15 protein-coding genes and 1 pseudogene are annotated in these 17,300 nt (G+C 26.2%); 2 read left to right on the top strand and 14 right to left on the bottom strand.

Annotated features, from left to right (window positions below):
• The first annotated feature begins 166 nt into the window (after positions 1-166).
• On the top strand, positions 167-613 hold the full coding sequence (locus tag ACYUCG_RS10170) for a MarR family winged helix-turn-helix transcriptional regulator (protein ID WP_057230759.1): 447 nt from the start codon (positions 167-169) through the stop codon (positions 611-613).
• Positions 614-745: 132 nt separating this feature from the next.
• On the opposite strand, the gene ACYUCG_RS10165 is transcribed toward ACYUCG_RS10170, so the two are convergent.
• The 13 genes and pseudogenes from ACYUCG_RS10165 to ACYUCG_RS10105 all read right to left on the bottom strand — a co-directional run bounded on the left by ACYUCG_RS10165 (position 746) and on the right by ACYUCG_RS10105 (position 13,659).
• Positions 746-1,540 (bottom strand): HAD family hydrolase, encoded by a 795-nt coding sequence (locus ACYUCG_RS10165; protein ID WP_460268555.1) that lies wholly within the window; start codon positions 1,538-1,540, stop codon positions 746-748.
• Positions 1,541-2,048: 508 nt separating this feature from the next.
• Positions 2,049-3,320 (bottom strand): PTS ascorbate transporter subunit IIC, encoded by a 1,272-nt coding sequence (locus ACYUCG_RS10160; protein WP_460268554.1) that lies wholly within the window; start codon positions 3,318-3,320, stop codon positions 2,049-2,051.
• A 170-nt stretch (positions 3,321-3,490) separates the two neighbouring features.
• Positions 3,491-3,763, bottom strand: coding sequence for a PTS sugar transporter subunit IIB (locus tag ACYUCG_RS10155; RefSeq protein WP_110003176.1), 273 nt, complete (start codon positions 3,761-3,763; stop codon positions 3,491-3,493).
• Between the two features lie 173 nt (positions 3,764-3,936).
• Positions 3,937-4,380 carry a PTS sugar transporter subunit IIA gene (locus ACYUCG_RS10150; protein ID WP_110003175.1) on the bottom strand — a complete coding sequence of 148 codons (444 nt, stop codon included), beginning with the start codon at positions 4,378-4,380 and terminating at the stop codon, positions 3,937-3,939.
• A gap of 376 nt (positions 4,381-4,756) precedes the next feature.
• On the bottom strand, positions 4,757-5,563 hold the full coding sequence (locus ACYUCG_RS10145) for an SGNH/GDSL hydrolase family protein (RefSeq protein WP_240297664.1): 807 nt from the start codon (positions 5,561-5,563) through the stop codon (positions 4,757-4,759).
• Positions 5,564-5,715: 152 nt separating this feature from the next.
• Entirely contained in the window at positions 5,716-6,870 is a 1,155-nt protein-coding gene (locus tag ACYUCG_RS10140; protein ID WP_110071923.1) for a sensor histidine kinase, read from the bottom strand.
• A gap of 148 nt (positions 6,871-7,018) precedes the next feature.
• Complete coding sequence (locus tag ACYUCG_RS10135; RefSeq protein ID WP_057230744.1) at positions 7,019-7,735, bottom strand: LytR/AlgR family response regulator transcription factor; 717 nt, start codon at positions 7,733-7,735, stop codon at positions 7,019-7,021.
• A 398-nt stretch (positions 7,736-8,133) separates the two neighbouring features.
• Positions 8,134-8,351: pseudogene (locus ACYUCG_RS10130) on the bottom strand (IS3 family transposase); the annotation flags it as partial.
• Positions 8,352-8,545: 194 nt separating this feature from the next.
• Entirely contained in the window at positions 8,546-9,205 is a 660-nt protein-coding gene (locus tag ACYUCG_RS10125) for a Spy0128 family protein (protein ID WP_460268553.1), read from the bottom strand.
• A 22-nt stretch (positions 9,206-9,227) separates the two neighbouring features.
• The gene (gene srtB / locus ACYUCG_RS10120; RefSeq protein ID WP_283680577.1) at positions 9,228-9,977 is read right to left on the bottom strand and encodes a class B sortase; all 750 of its coding nucleotides are present in this window, start codon (positions 9,975-9,977) and stop codon (positions 9,228-9,230) included.
• Positions 9,978-11,027 (bottom strand): DUF7601 domain-containing protein, encoded by a 1,050-nt coding sequence (locus ACYUCG_RS10115; protein WP_164809582.1) that lies wholly within the window; start codon positions 11,025-11,027, stop codon positions 9,978-9,980.
• A 26-nt stretch (positions 11,028-11,053) separates the two neighbouring features.
• Complete coding sequence (gene lepB, locus ACYUCG_RS10110; RefSeq protein WP_057230736.1) at positions 11,054-11,572, bottom strand: signal peptidase I; 519 nt, start codon at positions 11,570-11,572, stop codon at positions 11,054-11,056.
• A complete protein-coding gene (locus ACYUCG_RS10105; protein ID WP_057230734.1) occupies positions 11,569-13,659 on the bottom strand; it encodes a Cna B-type domain-containing protein in 2,091 nt (696 codons plus the stop codon). Before ACYUCG_RS10105 ends, lepB begins: the two co-directional genes overlap by 4 nt.
• Positions 13,660-14,341: 682 nt before the next feature.
• On the opposite strand from ACYUCG_RS10105, the gene srtB (ACYUCG_RS10100) reads away from it, so the two are divergent.
• Positions 14,342-15,091: a class B sortase gene (gene srtB / locus ACYUCG_RS10100; protein ID WP_057230731.1), complete on the top strand. Its 750-nt coding sequence runs from the start codon at positions 14,342-14,344 to the stop codon at positions 15,089-15,091.
• Between the two features lie 186 nt (positions 15,092-15,277).
• On the opposite strand, the gene ACYUCG_RS10095 is transcribed toward srtB (ACYUCG_RS10100), so the two are convergent.
• Positions 15,278-17,080: a glycerophosphoryl diester phosphodiesterase membrane domain-containing protein gene (locus tag ACYUCG_RS10095; RefSeq protein WP_460268552.1), complete on the bottom strand. Its 1,803-nt coding sequence runs from the start codon at positions 17,078-17,080 to the stop codon at positions 15,278-15,280.
• Positions 17,081-17,300 lie beyond the last annotated feature (220 nt).

The following is a 17,300-nucleotide window of genomic DNA, read 5'->3' as shown; positions in this document are numbered from 1 at the left end:
TATTTTTATAACTATTCTATGTCAATAACTATTTTTAGTGTATAATAGTTATATGTGGTTATAATATAAAGTGTTTTGCTACAATACTAAAAACTTTAAAAATTTATTCATTTATTATATTATATATCAACTAAAATTTATGAACTTAATACAATAGGAGGTAAAAATGAATACCATAGAAAATTTAATGGGAGCTACTGAAGAACTTTACACACTATTATTGTGTTTAAATAGAAAAGTATTTAGTCATGATGATATTATTAAAAGATTGTCTATTCCGCCATCACATGCCAAGGTTGTATTTCATTTGCATTGCGGTGGAGAAGCTTCTGTTTCGGAAATAGCAAAAAAATTATCTATATCAAAATCAAATATGACTCCAATTATAGATAAGCTTATTCAAGAAAATTTAGTTGAAAGATTTACAGATCCTAATGATAGAAGAATTATCAGAGTTAGAGTAACGGAAAAAGGACATGAATTTTGTTTAAAACAAAGAGAAAAAACTAAAAAGCATCTTGAAGAAAAAATATCATCCCTTTCACCAGAAGAATTAGAAAGAGTAAAAGATTTAGCTAAAGAACTTAATAGCATTTTTTCTAAAATAGAATAAAAACTGTAAAAGAGCTTTTAAAATATAAAAATAAAACTTACAAACAATATAAAGAGAAATCTAGTAATTCTCGGAATATGTTTGTAAGTTTTGTAAAAAATTATTTTTATACACTCACTTCATTATTTTTGATTATATTAAGCCTAGTCCTAATAAAGCCTTATATATTCCTTCATTTGGAACATTTTCTGTTTGCTTGTATGCGTGTGGTATTAAAGTTTCATGGGCATCTCCCATTGCTATTCCATATTTAACTCTTTGGAACATTTCTATATCATTTTCTCCATCTCCAAAGGCATAAGTATCCTTATCACTTAATCCTAGCTCCTTTATTAAATGTTCTATTCCATGAGCTTTTGTACATCCTCTTCTATACATATCATAAGATGAATGTCCTGGATGTTGCATAAATACAAATTCATCCTTAAATCTTTCAAATATGTCTTTAAAGTCTTCCTTATTATTATCAACAATAACAAGCTTATTTGCTGAAAGCTCCTCTTCTGTCCACTCACCAGTAAAACTTTCCTCTGGAAGAGAAAAATTTTCTACCATTTTTTTAGCCACATCATTATTTAAAACATAACTTGTTTTTTGTCCCTCTAATATAAAGTTAATATTATGTTCAACACAATAATCCATTATCTCTTTTAATTTCTCTAATTTTATATCATCATTAAGAATAACTTCATTATTTAACTCTATATATGTTCCATTAGATGCTATATATCCATCTAACTCTAATTCCTTTAAGCCATCATCAACAAAGCTCATTGGACGTCCTGTTGCAAGAATTGTTAAATATCCAGTGTCTTTTAATTTTTTAATTGCCTCTTTAGTTTTATTTGATGGTTTATATAATCCCTTACCACAATCAATTAATGTGCCATCCACATCAAAAAATACTATTCCTTTTAAATTCTCCATAAATGCCCTCCTCCTTTTTAATAATTACTATAATATCATACTTTTTTTAAGATTATAAATCTTTTCAACATAATTAAAGGGAAAGTAACCCTGTATAAAAATAAAACTTACAAACATATTCCGAGAATTACTAGATTTTAAGTGAAAGTCCAAATTTTAATTTGGAACCTTGAACTTATCCAATGGAACTTTAGTTACATTGGAGTCATTTGGATAATTATTACTCCTAAGATATTACTAAAGCTTCGAAACTTAAGTGAAAGACCAAATTTTTAATTTGGAATCTTGAACTTATGCAATTGAACTTTGTGAGATTGTATTCCTAAGAAATTAACAGTTTCAGCTTCTTAACGTAATATCTTCTCCGTAATAATTTAAATTCTAAAGCTCATCTAGATATTCTCTTCATACTGTTTGTAAGTTTTATCAAAAATTATTTTTATAAAGACCTCTTTATTTGTTACCTATAATAAATATTATATATTAATCTCTAAATTAAACTCTTTTATTATATGCTAAAAAGCTTTCCTACTAAGTCACTTATTATTACCCATATTGAGAATTCATTTCCTCCATATGTCTGAATGAAGTTTCCTACAGTTCCACTTACTAAATTTAAGGAAATAGCCGCTAATACCATTAGGATTATTCCTCCTAAAGCACTTGTAATTATAGCTGCTGGCCATCCACCTCTTGCATTAGCAAAGATAGCTCCTGGGGCAACATCAAAATAACATGCAACTACTAGTGGTATAAGAGCAAAGGTTAATACCCCTGATGCTCCTAATAAGAATAAAGTACCTATACTTGTTATAAGTGCTATTATGAATCCAATTAATAAAGCATTTGGTCCATATGGGAATATCATAGGAATATCTAAAGCTGGAATTGAACCCTTAGCTAATTTATCTGCTATACCTTTAAATGATGGTATTATTTCTCCTAAGATCATTCTTACCCCTGTTAAAAGTATTATCATACCTGCTGCAAAAGTTATTCCTTGAATTAAAGAATAAGTAATAAGTGGCTCACTTCCATATATAGCTAATCTACTTTCTTTTCCTATAAATAAACCAACTATTATATAAACTATAAACATAACTATTGCTGCTGTTATATTTGTATCTCTAAAGAAGCTTAAAGACTTTGGAAGATTTAAACTCTCTATATTTTTATCTTTTTGTCCAACAAGCTTTCCTATATAAGAACCTAATAAACAATATATTGAAGCAGTGTGTCCAATAGTAAAACTATCATTTCCAGTTACATACTTAACATGTTTTCTTAGTATATATGGGAATATTGTTATAACTAAAATATACATAATTAATGTGAATATGAATAACTTTAATCCACTTATATTATTTTCAATACCAACTGCTAAGAAAAGCATTGGATACCAAAATAATATATTTCCTGTTAAATATATAGTTTTAAATCTTGTATATCTAGCAATGATTATATTGATTACAAATCCACAAAGAAGTATTAATCCAACATAGCTTCCATACTGTCCTAAAAATACATTAAAATCTCCTAAAGTACTGTTGCTTTGAGTGTTAAATAATCCTGAAAAGGCATTAGCTAAAGGAGTAATTGAAGAAACTACTATATCTACTCCCTTAAGTAGAATTACCATTCCTATTATTCCTTTAAATATGCCTTTTAAAATAGCATCTATTGGTTTTCTTTGAAGTATTAAACCAATTGCTACTACAAGCCCCATAAATAAAGCTGGATTTCTAAAAAAACTTACACAAAAATCTAATATTTCTTTCATTTTTAATAATTCCTTTTTTATTTTATCTAATTTAATTTTTCCTTGATTCTACATAAATTTAAAGTTATCATAGCATACATAAATTTATTATAGACTTAATGCTTAGTAATTTCCCTGTAAAATGATAAATCAAAAATAAAATTGATTTAAAATATATTATTATATTTTGCTTAATCTCCTATAGCTTTTAAAATTTTTTCCTTTACTTCTTCTTTATCCATAAAGTTTGATATATAAACAAGTTTTCCACTTACTTGCCCTTCTATCTCTTTTCCAATTTCTTTTGATGTTAAAATTAAGTCCGCAGAATTTCCACATGCTGAAGTCATATCAATAGCTTCAACATCACCATTTATTCCTTCCTCTTCAAGAATTGAATCAACTGTCATTTTTAAAAGCAAACTTGTTCCAACTCCAAATCCACATACAGTCATAATCTTCATTTATCTCCCCTCCTCTCCATAATATATAAATAGATTCAATCTCAAGAATTTTTTTAATAGTTATCCCTTTAGAAGTCAATTCATCCCTTAAAATTTATCTACAAATAAATATTACTTATAAAATATCCTAATTTAAAATATCTTATAAGTTACTTTTTGAAAAGTTTAATAAATTACATAAAAAGCTCCATTATCTCTTCTTTATTTTGAGCATTTTTAATTTTATTAACAGAATCCTCATTTATTAAGACCCTTGCTAAATCTTGTAGAGCATCTAAATGACCTGTGTTTTCCTTTGCTCCAATAACAAAAATTATTTCTATTGGATCATTATCCTCATGACCAAATTCAACTGGATTTTCTAAAGTAAGCATGCTAATACAATCCTTAAACACATAATCACCTGGTCTAGAATGAGCAATAACTACCCCTGGCATAATTGCCATATATGGTCCTAAGTCATTGATTTTCTCTAAAATATCTTTTACATATTCCTCTGTTATACTTTCATCTTTTAAAAGAGGTTCAGCAGCCAATCTAACTGCTTCTTCTTTGTTAAAAGCCGTAGCCTTGAGAATTATATTATTCTCATTTAATAAATCCCTAATAAAATTCACCAACTTTCCTTACGTTAATTTAACATCATACAAACAAAAGCCCCTAATTACTTTATAAATATGTTAAATTTACCTAAGTATATTATCATTCCAAAGCATTTAAAGTCAATTTTAAAGGATATTTAAGTAAAATAATCCTTTTAAATACAAAATAAAAAGGTAAATATTTAACCACCTTAAATTTAATATCTCTATAAAAATTAAATTTTACTTAAATAAAAAAATATCACATTTATATAGTAACTATTCTTTATTAACTAGAATAATTAGTATACTATAAATGTGATATTTACCACTTACTTATTTAAAAAATATTTTACTTTCTTAAGTTGTCATATAAACTTAATCTTTTATAAAATATAAAAGATTAATTATATTAATTTAAAGCTGCTATATTAGCTTCTATTAAAGATTTTGTATTAGAAAAATATAAGCTATATCCTAAGTTATTTGGATATATTCCACCCTTAGTTGTTAATTTAGCATAAGGGGCTGGATCCTTTGTAAATACTGTAGCCATATCTAGAACCTTTAGATCATTAGCTTTTCCAATGTCTTCAATTATAGTTGTATATTCATTTTTCTTTCTAAGAGAATTCTCTATTATAGGAACTATAGAAATATCCTTATTTCTTTCCTTTAAATTCTTAACTATTTTTTCATAGTCTTCTTTGAATTCATTAGGTTTAAGTGCTTTTTGATCATTTTCACCAAATATTATGTAAGCTAAATCAAAGCTATCTTTATTTTTCTCTAATTCCTCTAAACCTACTTTAACTGTAGCTTTATCTTGGGATAAATTAGTTATATTAGCCTTTGATTTATATGTTTCTTCTAGCCACTTAGAAAGACTACTTGTCCAATTACCACTTTCATCTGTTTTTCCTTCACTAAGTCCTACTCCATTACCTAAAACTAATATATTAACTTCTTTACCATCTTTTATTTTTTCATAAGGACTTGATGTTGAAGCTTGCTTTTCATTATTTTCAGACTTATTACTTGAATCTGCACTGTAAATTTCCATATTTTTAGCTAAAGTTTTCTTATCTCTTATAGTTCCTACTCCTATAACTACTGCTAAAGCTATTATTAAAATTATTATTGAAATATCTAGAACCTTAGATTTACTTCTGTTAGAAGAATTTCTTTTAGGATTTTTAACTCTTTTTCCATTCTTCATATTTTTCCTCCATATTTTTATTTGTGAGATAAATTGTTATATACTATATATTTTATCTAAAAATTGGACATTTTTACAGTACATTTTGTAAATTAATTAAGTAAACATATAATTTTTATAAATATATTCTTATTAAACATATATTCAGTTTATTATTCCCTACATTTCATATATAGATTTACCTCAAATAAATTACTGAAATCTCTAAACTTAATATCTCCCTGATTTTTATATACTGCTTGTTTAACATTTTCTAATCCTATTCCATGATTCTTAATATCAATCTTACTACTTAAAAACTTTCCATTCCGTTTCTTAATCTTATTTTCCTTAGAGTTAATTATTTTAATATGTAATTGATTTAAACAAATTCTAGCACTTACCTGAATAAATTTCTTTACTGACCTCATATTGTCACATGCTTCAATGGCATTATCTATTAAATTTCCAAATACTGTACAAATATCTATAGGATCTATATTTAGTTCGTAGTTCACTACTAAATCAAAACTTATATTTATATTTTTTTCTTTACATATTCTAGATTTTTCCAAGCATATAGCATTTATTATTTTATCAGAACAAATATTACTATTTTTACCATCAGGAATTCTATCACTTAATTTATTTATGTAGTCACCCATGCTTTTATAATCTTCATTTTCCAAAAAGTATTTTATTACATTCATATGATTGTTTATATCATGTAATACTTTTTTACTATCATCATAGTTACCAATTACTTTTTCATAATAATACTTTTGATAATCTAATTGATTTTCTAGTAACTTTAACTTCGATTCCAATTTTTTGTCCTTATATTTTCTATATACACATGAATATACTACTCCCAAATATATTGTGATATTTATTGAAATTATACAGGCCTTATATATATAAATACCACTTAATTTTATACTATCAAATACTTTAATCGATAATATAACTGCTATTGCTAAAATAACAGTAAATATAGTGTAATTTTTTATAGTAATCACCTTATTAGAGAATGCAATTCTAAGTAAATACTTTATGTACAAAATTGATCCTATTAGCATAACACAAATTAATGCCATAAATAGGTTAAATAATTTACAGTCTAAAATTCTTAGTATATTTAAGTCAAAAAGCATTATTGAATATACTAAAAAAATTATGTATCTAGCTAAATATACAGCCAATAAATATACTGATGTTATTGTCAAACTTACAAACATTTCATTGATTACAGCAATATGTATAATAGAAAATATTATTATTGCCTCAGCCATGCAATAAAAAATACTAATCTTAAAATTTAAATTCATAAATAAAACTAGTATGCTTATGAAACCTATACTTAGAATTCTCTTTTTTAAGGTTAACTTTTTCCTTAACTTAAAAAAAAACATAATTCCTAATGAAACTATATATATATTATATAAAAAGCTAGTAAAATAGTTGAATTGCATATTGCTAAATACCATTAACCATTTCTAGTAAATATTTTTTCAAATACTTTTTATAACATCTTCCAATAGGAATACTAATTCCATGTTTAAGAATAATTTTATTTTTTAATATAGCTTCAACTTGAGACATATTTACCAAATAACTTCTATGGCACCTTAAAAAATTTTTATCTTCTAACTCTTCTTCTAAAACTTTTATTTTCATACTAAAATCTATATTTTTATTTTCTAGATTAGCTGTGATAGTCTTATTGTTAACTTCAAAGAATAAAACTGAAGATAAATCTATAAAACTTATTTTTCCATTTATATTAATTGTATATGTTGATGGACTAGCATAATTTAAACTCTTAATCGCTCTCAAAAATTCTTTTTCTAATTTATTAGAATCAACTGGTTTAATAAGATAATTTAAAGCTCCAACATCATAGCCATCAAATACATATTCATTACTTCCAGTTATAATTATTGCTTGAAATGATGAATCTATTTTTCTCATTCTCCTAATCAACTCAATTCCATTCATTTCATCCATAATTATGTCACATAAAATTATACTATATTTTTTAATATTTCTATTGTAGATATTAATTAATTCACTTGCAGAATTAAATTCATCAATACTTATTTCCATATTATTTTTAGCACATATTTTTGAAATCATCTTTTTTACTATAGCACATTGAAATTTCTCATCGTCACATATAGCTATATTCAACATATTTTCCCTCCTAATAATGTTAACAAGCCACGTAAATTATAATAATTAACTCAATCTTTCAATAATTCATATTAAACATATCATGTCAAATATATATCCATCAATATTTTTTCTATTTTTGTAATTATTTGAAAACTTTCTGTTAAATATAATAAACTTCTAAACTAATTTTTTCTACTTTCCAAGCGTAAACTACACATTTTCAAGCGTAAACTGCAACAAAAAAAACTTTCTACTTAAAATAATAAAATATTTTTAATAGAAAGTTTTTAAACTTAACTTATTTTAACTTTTCTAAAGTAGTTATCCTTTTCATCAATATAATGAAAATATTTTTCTTTTTTTAATAACACTATCTATTACGTTTTAAGGTTTATTAGTCTAAAAGTGAATTATCCTCTTTTACTAATTAAATGAATAAATTGCATAAATAAAATTTTTATATCAAAACCATATTCTTAAAATATTTGTCTTAATAACTTACCATTTTCATCTTCTACTATAAATAATATTTTAAATTCATCATTATATGTAATTTCTTTATTACTTACTTTTTTACATATTCATTTTAAGATAATATTGCTATTTCTTCATTTGCAAATAAATTTTTACTCATTTTAACATCTATTAATAATCTCTTATTTAATTGTATATAAAAGTACCCTACAAAATAGACTTTTTTAAATTATCTATTCTATAGAGTACATTTTATAATTTGTATGAACTTTATTATATAATAATTAATTCAAAGATATTTTAATGTGATATTATCGTTAACACAATAATTCAAATTTCTTAGCTATTAACATATTATTCTTTTTTTCTCTTTTTATATTCTTTCCATTTCAATACCACAAGTAATCCAAGTGAAATTATAAGTATTACAATATAAAATCCAATGTTTGTGGTATCGCCTGTTTTAGGAACATTTATTCCATTTGGCTTATATGGTGTTTTAGAAATCTCATTAATTTTATTTTTTTGTTTGTAAATGTTATAAAAACATATTTCTTCACATTTTTCATTATTTTCATTTTTCACAATAATTTGTGGTATTAAATGATTATTTTCTGCATTTTTTACATATACAGTTATCTTATACCTATTTTTATCATATATGTAATTATCTTTAGATTGCGTTATCTGTTGAATTTGATAGATATACACACCACCATGTGTATAAGCTAATGGAATAGTAAACTGCTTATCATTTCCATCTATATTAAAGATAAAACTTCCATTTTTACTTTCTTCTGGCATAGGGGCATTTTCACTTATTGCCTTTAGCTCGTATTTTCCAATCATGTCTATTGCTTTTGAATCTTTCGTATATACATTAAATTCCTGTCTAACTATCAAAGGAATATTTGCTGTATTTTCAGTAGCATATACTCTAGTGTTTGGAAGCAATATAAAGCTCAATGCTACGATAGCCATAAGGATTTTGTTTCTTATTTTCTTTGTTTCCATATGATTATCATTCCCCTCCTCATTAACTCATGTTTTCCGTCTTATCAGTAATTCTACCTATTAATATATGCCTTCCGTTCGTTGAATTTGATGAACATGTTGAAAGTGCAACAAAATGATCTTCAGGTTGAAATGGTAGATTTCTGAAATGTTCTGCTTTTCTTTTAACATATTCCAGATACATCTTATAATCATCAATCCCATAAAGTCCTGTGTTATACAAGACAGAATCATAAGCATCCGCATATAAGAAGGCAAAGAATTCTATTTTATGCCATTTATCCTCATAGTATAACTCTCCATATTTATGTTTTTCAAAGAATTCTTTATTTTCAAAGTCTTTCAGTTCTCCAAACATGGCTTTCTTTTCCATATTATGACCATAAATGATGTTGTTAATATCAGAAAAGTTTTTTTGATTACGGGAGTCTAAGAAAAGACTTCCAGATAAAGAAAATTCACCTTTTGCATCAGTATTGACATATTTAGAGTTATTAGATGCTTGTACTAAAGGATAATTCACATGTGTTCCGTTTACAATAAGCCATCCGAATACTTCTGGATTGATTTTTTGTAACGCCTCAAAAGACATCTTATCTTCTGAGGCTGGTCTATAACTCTCATATAAGGAAGCATCTGCATGATGATATATCTGTTTAGAATCCCACACAGCATATACCCCATAGAACAGAACTGGAAGAAAACATAATATAATCAATATGTTCACAATATTATCTGCAATACAAATGACTTTCTTCCAAATATTTATCATTTATCTTATAGTTTTACGTCTTTTTATAATAGCTAAAGCACCAAATCCAAGGACAGCAAAACTAATCATTAGAATAAATGGACTATTGTTGATAATAATACCTGTGATAGGTGTATCATTATGTGTATTTACAAAAGTAACCTTATTCGTTTTTTCCCCAACTAAATTAGTTCCATTTGTTGAAGATGATAAATCATCTGTTTCGTTTCCTTTTATTCCATTAACAGTTGTTACATCATTTTCAATTACTGTAACGCTTGGAGTATATCCATCACTAGGTATACCTTTTTCTTTTACAACATATCTTGTTCCTGCTGGAAGATTATTAAATACCAACTGTTCTTTATCGTGTAACTTAAATGTTTGTTCTACTCCTGCTTCACAGGTTACTGTTTCATTTCCAATCTTGCCAGTAAATATTTTATCATCTGAAGTTGCAGATTTCGTAAATATAATTGTAAAATCGAAATCTTTTGTTTTATCCGCTAATTCTCCTGTTGTATTCTTTTCTATAATAAGAGAAGCATCTTTTTTATATGTATTTGTAAATATGATTGGTTTCTTTTCGTTATTGTTTTCTGATGTAATAGTTTTTACATATGGTTTATCTTTACCATTTGCAACATATACACGGACTTTATATTCATTTGTATCATATGTTATTCCTGTACCATGTTCGTTTGTTTCCTTAACTGTATATTCATATAATCCAGCATGAGGAAATTCCCCGAAAGAAATTGCAGTATTTTTTGAAATAGTATATTTTCCATCCGTTACATTCCCTGCATTTTCACCATCAGTATAAGAGATATCTGTTATTGTTGCAGTTGGTGCATCTGGAGTTGATGAAGTTGCAGTAAACTTAAAAGTAACCTGCGGAGTAGCAATCCCTTCTGAAAATTCAAAATTCTTTTTAATTGTTGCCGTTGCAGGATGTCCTTCTGTACCCTCCCCAATTGTTGGTACTCCTTGTGCAAATACAGATGTGCTCATGCTCATCAACATTGCTCCACTTAATAATAATGCACTTAATTTTTTCTTGTTTATCATATTTTCGTCTCCTTTTTTATAGTATTTTATAAACCTCTCCTACGGATTAAGGTTATTATAAGTCCCTTGATTTCTTTTTCTTTCACTATTCCATAGATTCGGCTATCCTTTGCATTGGTTCTGTTATCAGCTAATACGAAATATTCTCCTTCTCCAAGAGTTATAGGAAACTGTATGCCTTCCTTATATGGCAGCGTTTCTGTGTATATATTATTCTCCTGTTGGAGATACCCATTAATTTTCAATCCTTTATCAGTTATATCAACAGTATCTCCAGCTTTAGCAATGATTCTTCTTATTTGCTTTTCTCCATCTTTTTCAACTACCACCGTATCTGATGGCTTGTAATCCTTTTGCAAACGATAGTAGATAGCTAAGTCTCCGTCCTTATATGCAGGCGACATCATATTGTTATTACATCTAAAAATCCCAAATATAAACAAAAATGTAATTGCTAATAGTGTTAAGAAAATAAGAATTTTCAGACCAAGGAACAGCAAATCATCTTTTATTGAAATTTTTTTAGTTATTTCACTTTTTCTCATCTTTTCAGTCCTTTATTCAATTGTAAAAGAACTACAATCATGACCATAAGTATTCCTATAGAAAAAATCACCATTCCAACCATTGTACCTTGCTCTGTTGTGGTTGATATACCAGTTGTTGGAACAAACTCTTTGTTGTTAACTACCTGTACTTTTGTATCCTGTTTCAATTCACCTGTTGTGACTTCGTTATTTCCATTATAGGTAGTTAAATAGCCATTTTCATTAGCTTCTTTTTCCATAACTTTATATGTAACCCCATATGGTAAATCCTTGATTGTAATCTCTTGTCCATGTGATAAAGTTATAGTTGCTTTTCCTTCTATAAAAGTAATCTCACCATCAGAAGGCTTTATGCTTTCTTTTTTGTACCTGTCATCTACACTACCAATGTAATTAAATTTACCATTGATAGGCTTTCCATCTGCTTGCTTTAATGTAAGCTCAAAGTTAAATACCTTCGTCTTGTCACCCAATTCTCCTATAACTTCTTTACCAATAGTCAAATCAGGAAGTTCTGTATTGGTTACAATAAAACCATTCTTAGCATCGCCTGTGATATTGCTTTCATATCCAGAAATAGTTGTCTCTGACACAGAATAATTGATTTTCTGTTTTGTTTCTGAATTATATTCAGGTTTATTTTCAAATGTGTGTTTCCAATTGTTATCTGCATTTAAAATCACTTTGTCTACTTCAATACCATCTGCAAAAAGCTTGATTTCTGCTCGTTCACTAGTTTGTCCTACCCAGACCTTTTCAACCGGAATTGAAATTGTCTTTAATTCATTTTCAACAGCCCACAATTTGCCTTCTGTGTCCTGATCTGATATTGTGAATTCCAATTTTGGTGCAATAAGAGGATTAAAAGCAATCCATTCTGGAGCTGAAATCTCTTTTACTTCATATTTTCCTACAGGAAGACCTTTTACATTTGCAATACCTTTATCATCAGTTGTTAGTAATAATTCTTTTTTACCATCTTTGATAACTGTATTATCAACTCTTCTCATCTTAAACTGAACATCTTTAATTGGAATACTTTTATCTTTTAATGTTTTTATGATTTTTAATTCGCCTTTTACAGTTCCATTAACTCCAGCATCTGCATTAATATTTTGTACGCTATGGTTAAAGGATTCTCCATTTACAGCTGGCTTATTATACTCTTTAAACCATGCTTTTGTATTATTAACGAATTCTTTTTGTTTCGGATTTGTAATCTTAGTTTTATAAAAAATATTAATAAACTTTTGTGTGGAATCCTCTTGTGAAATGTTTACTGTTATTTTATTTTCTGATACCGATATATTTGAATTTGGATATTTATTATGGAATTCCCTTATCGCTTCTTTTCCTTTAAACTTTTCTACATAACCATCATACCAAGTTACTACTATTTCAAAAGAATCAGGTTCTAATGTTTGTCCGCCTTGGATTTCATCTTGAATATAAACGTTTTTTTCAGAATATACCTTGCTTGGATTCACCAGTAACCACCAATTGACATGATTTGTATCATTGGTATACATACTACCTGTTTTATAATAGAATACACTAGTTGTACCTGATTCTGGTTTGGTTATATTTACATCTGCCCGCTTTGAACCAGATATAATATATGCTATTCCTGTGTGTTCATGATTACCTGAGGTAATGTTTCTTCCTTGCAAAGTAAATGTTGCCCATCCACCAACATCATCTAATTTATCTATTTTATCATTAAATGTAAGTGTTGCACCTGTTTTCTCTATTACTGCTTGACCAACATTTTGGTCTTTTATATAAAGTGGAATTGTTTTTTCATATCCTTCAAAAAATACTTCCCCTGAATTTGTCCATTTGACAGTTATAGTATCTCCACTTTGTATATTTCTTTGATGATTTTCTTTAAATTCCAAACGAACCTGAACGTTTCCACCATCATTTATACTATTTGGAGTAGCCACTAGGCTTGTAACTACCTCATTACTGATATCTCTTCCTCTTTGAATAGAAGAAGCAGAAACAGAAAAATTTGATGATATGCATGTAAAAAGTACAATAACCATAAATAGCATGCTAAAAATTTTTTTATTTATTTTCATAACTCCTCCTTTATATATATTTTCTTCTTTATTTTGACAAACACACCTCCTTTTTAATAAATATAGCTATAAAACAAACTTTCCTTTTAGTACTTTGACATAAAAGTTATAATTATGATTTTAATGTTTTTTTCTATAAACTTTTCATCCCATGGAATATTTGAAAGAAATCTAATTATACTAGTTCGATGACTTGCCTTAGTAAGTTATGCTACGTTTGAAACTTTACCTTTAAACCCTTTTGATATCATAGCATTCATTATATCTTCTAAATGCTTTATTTGTGGCTAGTTAAATAAAAATCGAATTTTTAATTTATGTATTGATGATTCATTTGCTATAATTGTATTCTGAAACATTTATGTTTAACCTTTTGCTTTCATTGTTATGTAAGAACTCAATTACAACAAGGATTTATCATAAATGTTTGTTATCTTATTCAGTTATAAAATTATTCAAGTATTTTTACACTATTATAGTTTTAACTTCTTATTCTCAAAGTATTTATATCATCATAGATTCACTGGCTCAATAAATCTGGCGTGAATTACACCTTTCTTTACGTAAACGTAAATAACAAGATGTAAAAATCTATTATTGTATTAACTAATAAATTGGTGTAATATTGAAATTATCGTAGTTTTATTGGAAAAATTTAATTCGTTATTTAGAGGTGAGTATTATGAAAAGTTCAATAAGAATTAAAAAAATACTAAGTTTAATTCTGTTAATTATAATTTTCTTTTGTGTAATGAAAATATATCAAAAACGTTTAGGATATTATACTGATTCAAAAGATTATGATAGCTTAAGAATTCTTTCTCCTCTATCTGATTCTTCTATTAACAAAGATCCAGAGGAAAACAAGAAAGATATAGAAAATGAAAAAAATTTAAAAAATATAAATCCAGACTATAAATTTTGGATAAATGTTGAAGGAACTAATATAGATTTTCCAGTGGTTCAAGGAAAAGATAATGACTTCTACTTACATCATAACTTTAACAAAGAAAAAAGCTTCTCAGGTTCAATCTTTGTTGACTCAGAAAACAATTTAAATGAGGATTCTAATATAGTTGTTTATGGTCATAACATGAGAAATGATACTATGTTTGCTCAAATTAAACATTTTAAAAATGAAAATTTCTTCAATGCAAATAAATATATAACTCTTTATAGAGATGGAAAAAAATCAACATTCGAAATTTTTTCAGTTTACCAAGAAAATGCTAAGGACTTAGAATCTCAAATAAAAATCAAATTTTCAAATAAAGAAGAGTATGAAAAATATTTAAAAGAACAAGAATCAAAATCACTATTTAAAAGAGAAGGTATAGATTTACAGGATAACGATAGAATCTTAACTCTAATAACCTGTGGATATGATTTTGTTAACGCCAGAATAGTAGTGGTGGCAAAAGAAATTGATTAAAAAACTTAAAAAATATAAAAAAAACAAGCAAAAAGCATCCAATTAAAGTTTGGATGCTTTTTACTTATTGAATAAAATTATGTTAATAATACTTTCATAACAATTTGAAATTTCAAGTTTATTTTATAAATATTTATTACACAATAATTTATTCATATATCTTATCTATTTTCTTATTTAAACTAATCAGAAAAGCTCATCTGCAATTAATTTTATAAAGTTATTTTCTTTCCAATGTATAGTATCTAATACTAAGTATGGATTATCTGTAATTATACTGTCTACATTTAAATCTATTAATCGTTCCATTTCACTCTCATTATTTACACTCCATACGAAAATTTGTTTCCCCATATCATGTACATTATCAACTGTAGTTTCATTTACAAATGTTGATTCTATAGAGTATATATCAACAAAATCCCAATCATAAAAATCACCATAAGCAAAAGCTGTTATATAACAAGTAATCATATTTGAATCTATCTTTTTTGCTTCTTTTAATATATTTTTGTCCATGGAACCTATTATACATTGATTACTCATTTTATTTTCTTTTATTAAATCCACTACTTTTTTAACTACATCATCTTTTTCATGACCATGTAACTTTATCTCTATTAGTAATTTTATTTTTCCTTTAGAAAACTTTAAAACTTCCTCAAGAGTAGGCATTTTCTCGCCTTTATAATTTTCGTCAAAATGACTACCTGCATCATATTTTTTAATTTCATCATAATTAGCATCCCATACATTTTTATTAACTCCTGTAACTCTTTTTAAATTAGAATCATGAGTTATTACTAGTTGACCATCCTTAGTTTCCTGCACATCAAGCTCAGCATATTCTGCTTTACTATCAGCTGCAATTTTAAAAGCTGCTAAGGTATTTTCTGGTGCTAACAAAGATGCTCCCCTATGAGCTGTAGCTGTAGTATTATAAAACATTTCTAGATTAAAAATACTTTGACTATTATTAGAAAAAGCAAATGCTTCTATATCAATAACTAATACTATAATTACTAATTTTAAAAACTTTTTTAATACTTCCCCCTTTTTAACTTTTCTCTTATTCTGAACTTTATTTTTGCATATATCAATACCTTTATATTCATAATAAAGAGTTAAAAAGAAGCCTATACTTATTAAAAATAAAAATATTCCTCCAATAAAAGCAGAATAATAGTCAAACATAATACTTCTACTTATAAATAATTCTTTCAAGCCATTCATATCAGTAACATATTTGGTCCATACTGCAATTAAAAAAATTCCAATAATATTAATTAAAAATCCAACTAAATACATAATAGTAAATAAACTTATGGAATAAAGAATTATTTTAATTAATTTTCCCTTTGTAAACTTCAAACTCTCTTTTACTGCCCTATTAAAACTTTTAGTATTTAATGTTATTTCATAAATACTAAAAATCCATCTACTAACCAATATATATAATAGTAAGAATATAATTGTATAAATTATATTTAAAATAGTATTTGAGTATATGTAGTCTAAAATATATTCTGGTACTTTTATACTTCCTACTAACCCAGAAGTTAAATTAAAATTAGTAAGTGGTATTATTAGCAATACAAATATAAATAACAATATATTTTTAGGATTTAATATTACTAAACTTCTTTTGAAAGCAGCAAAAATCAACTTAGACACCTTAATTTTATGGCCTTTCCTAGCCTCATCAATACATATGATTACAGCAGTTATTTCAAAGAACATATAAAATCCTAAAATTATAATTGATATTAACATTAATATTATTGATGATGGATTAGTTAATATCTTAATTAGATTTTCCGTAACAAGATACACATATCCTGATCTTTTTATTGATAAATTTATGAATAATTGAATAATTGGCCAAATTAATATCAAAGCCAATCCCTTATGGAATAATTCAAAAACAAATAAAGTGCTTAAATTATACTTCATTAACCATATAAAGTTTCTAAATATTTTTTTATTCATAGTCATCCTCATTTGCAACTTATTTAATATACTTCTCCCTTAATAATTTATTTCAAAAAATTTTTATAAAACAAACTATCCTAATAAAATATATTGTTAATTATAACTTAAAAAAGTTCATAATTAAACTCCTATATATTATAAAAACATATAAAAAAAGTTAATTATGAACTATTATTCTATACTGTATTTTAAGTGGTTTTCCATATACTTCAAGTTA

The organism is Clostridium sp. CTA-17 (assembly GCF_054767895.1).
Note: the sequence above shows the minus strand (reverse complement) of the source record. Positions and strands in the feature narration are given on the sequence as shown.

What these genes read in the sequence shown, in the direction of transcription:
- ACYUCG_RS10105 (WP_057230734.1), bottom strand. Translation starts at nt 13,659, where the DNA reads ATGAAAATAAATAAAAAAATTTTTAGCATGCTATTTATGGTTATTGTA.
- lepB (WP_057230736.1), bottom strand. Translation starts at nt 11,572, where the DNA reads ATGAGAAAAAGTGAAATAACTAAAAAAATTTCAATAAAAGATGATTTG.
- ACYUCG_RS10125 (WP_460268553.1), bottom strand. Translation starts at nt 9,205, where the DNA reads ATGGAAACAAAGAAAATAAGAAACAAAATCCTTATGGCTATCGTAGCA.
- ACYUCG_RS10115 (WP_164809582.1), bottom strand. Translation starts at nt 11,027, where the DNA reads ATGATAAACAAGAAAAAATTAAGTGCATTATTATTAAGTGGAGCAATG.
- ACYUCG_RS10135 (WP_057230744.1), bottom strand. Translation starts at nt 7,735, where the DNA reads ATGTTGAATATAGCTATATGTGACGATGAGAAATTTCAATGTGCTATA.
- ACYUCG_RS10145 (WP_240297664.1), bottom strand. Translation starts at nt 5,563, where the DNA reads ATGAAGAATGGAAAAAGAGTTAAAAATCCTAAAAGAAATTCTTCTAAC.
- ACYUCG_RS10140 (WP_110071923.1), bottom strand. Translation starts at nt 6,870, where the DNA reads ATGAATTTAAATTTTAAGATTAGTATTTTTTATTGCATGGCTGAGGCA.
- ACYUCG_RS10160 (WP_460268554.1), bottom strand. Translation starts at nt 3,320, where the DNA reads ATGAAAGAAATATTAGATTTTTGTGTAAGTTTTTTTAGAAATCCAGCT.
- ACYUCG_RS10165 (WP_460268555.1), bottom strand. Translation starts at nt 1,540, where the DNA reads ATGGAGAATTTAAAAGGAATAGTATTTTTTGATGTGGATGGCACATTA.
- ACYUCG_RS10155 (WP_110003176.1), bottom strand. Translation starts at nt 3,763, where the DNA reads ATGAAGATTATGACTGTATGTGGATTTGGAGTTGGAACAAGTTTGCTT.
- srtB (WP_057230731.1), top strand. Translation starts at nt 14,342, where the DNA reads ATGAAAAGTTCAATAAGAATTAAAAAAATACTAAGTTTAATTCTGTTA.
- ACYUCG_RS10170 (WP_057230759.1), top strand. Translation starts at nt 167, where the DNA reads ATGAATACCATAGAAAATTTAATGGGAGCTACTGAAGAACTTTACACA.
- srtB (WP_283680577.1), bottom strand. Translation starts at nt 9,977, where the DNA reads ATGATAAATATTTGGAAGAAAGTCATTTGTATTGCAGATAATATTGTG.
- ACYUCG_RS10095 (WP_460268552.1), bottom strand. Translation starts at nt 17,080, where the DNA reads ATGAATAAAAAAATATTTAGAAACTTTATATGGTTAATGAAGTATAAT.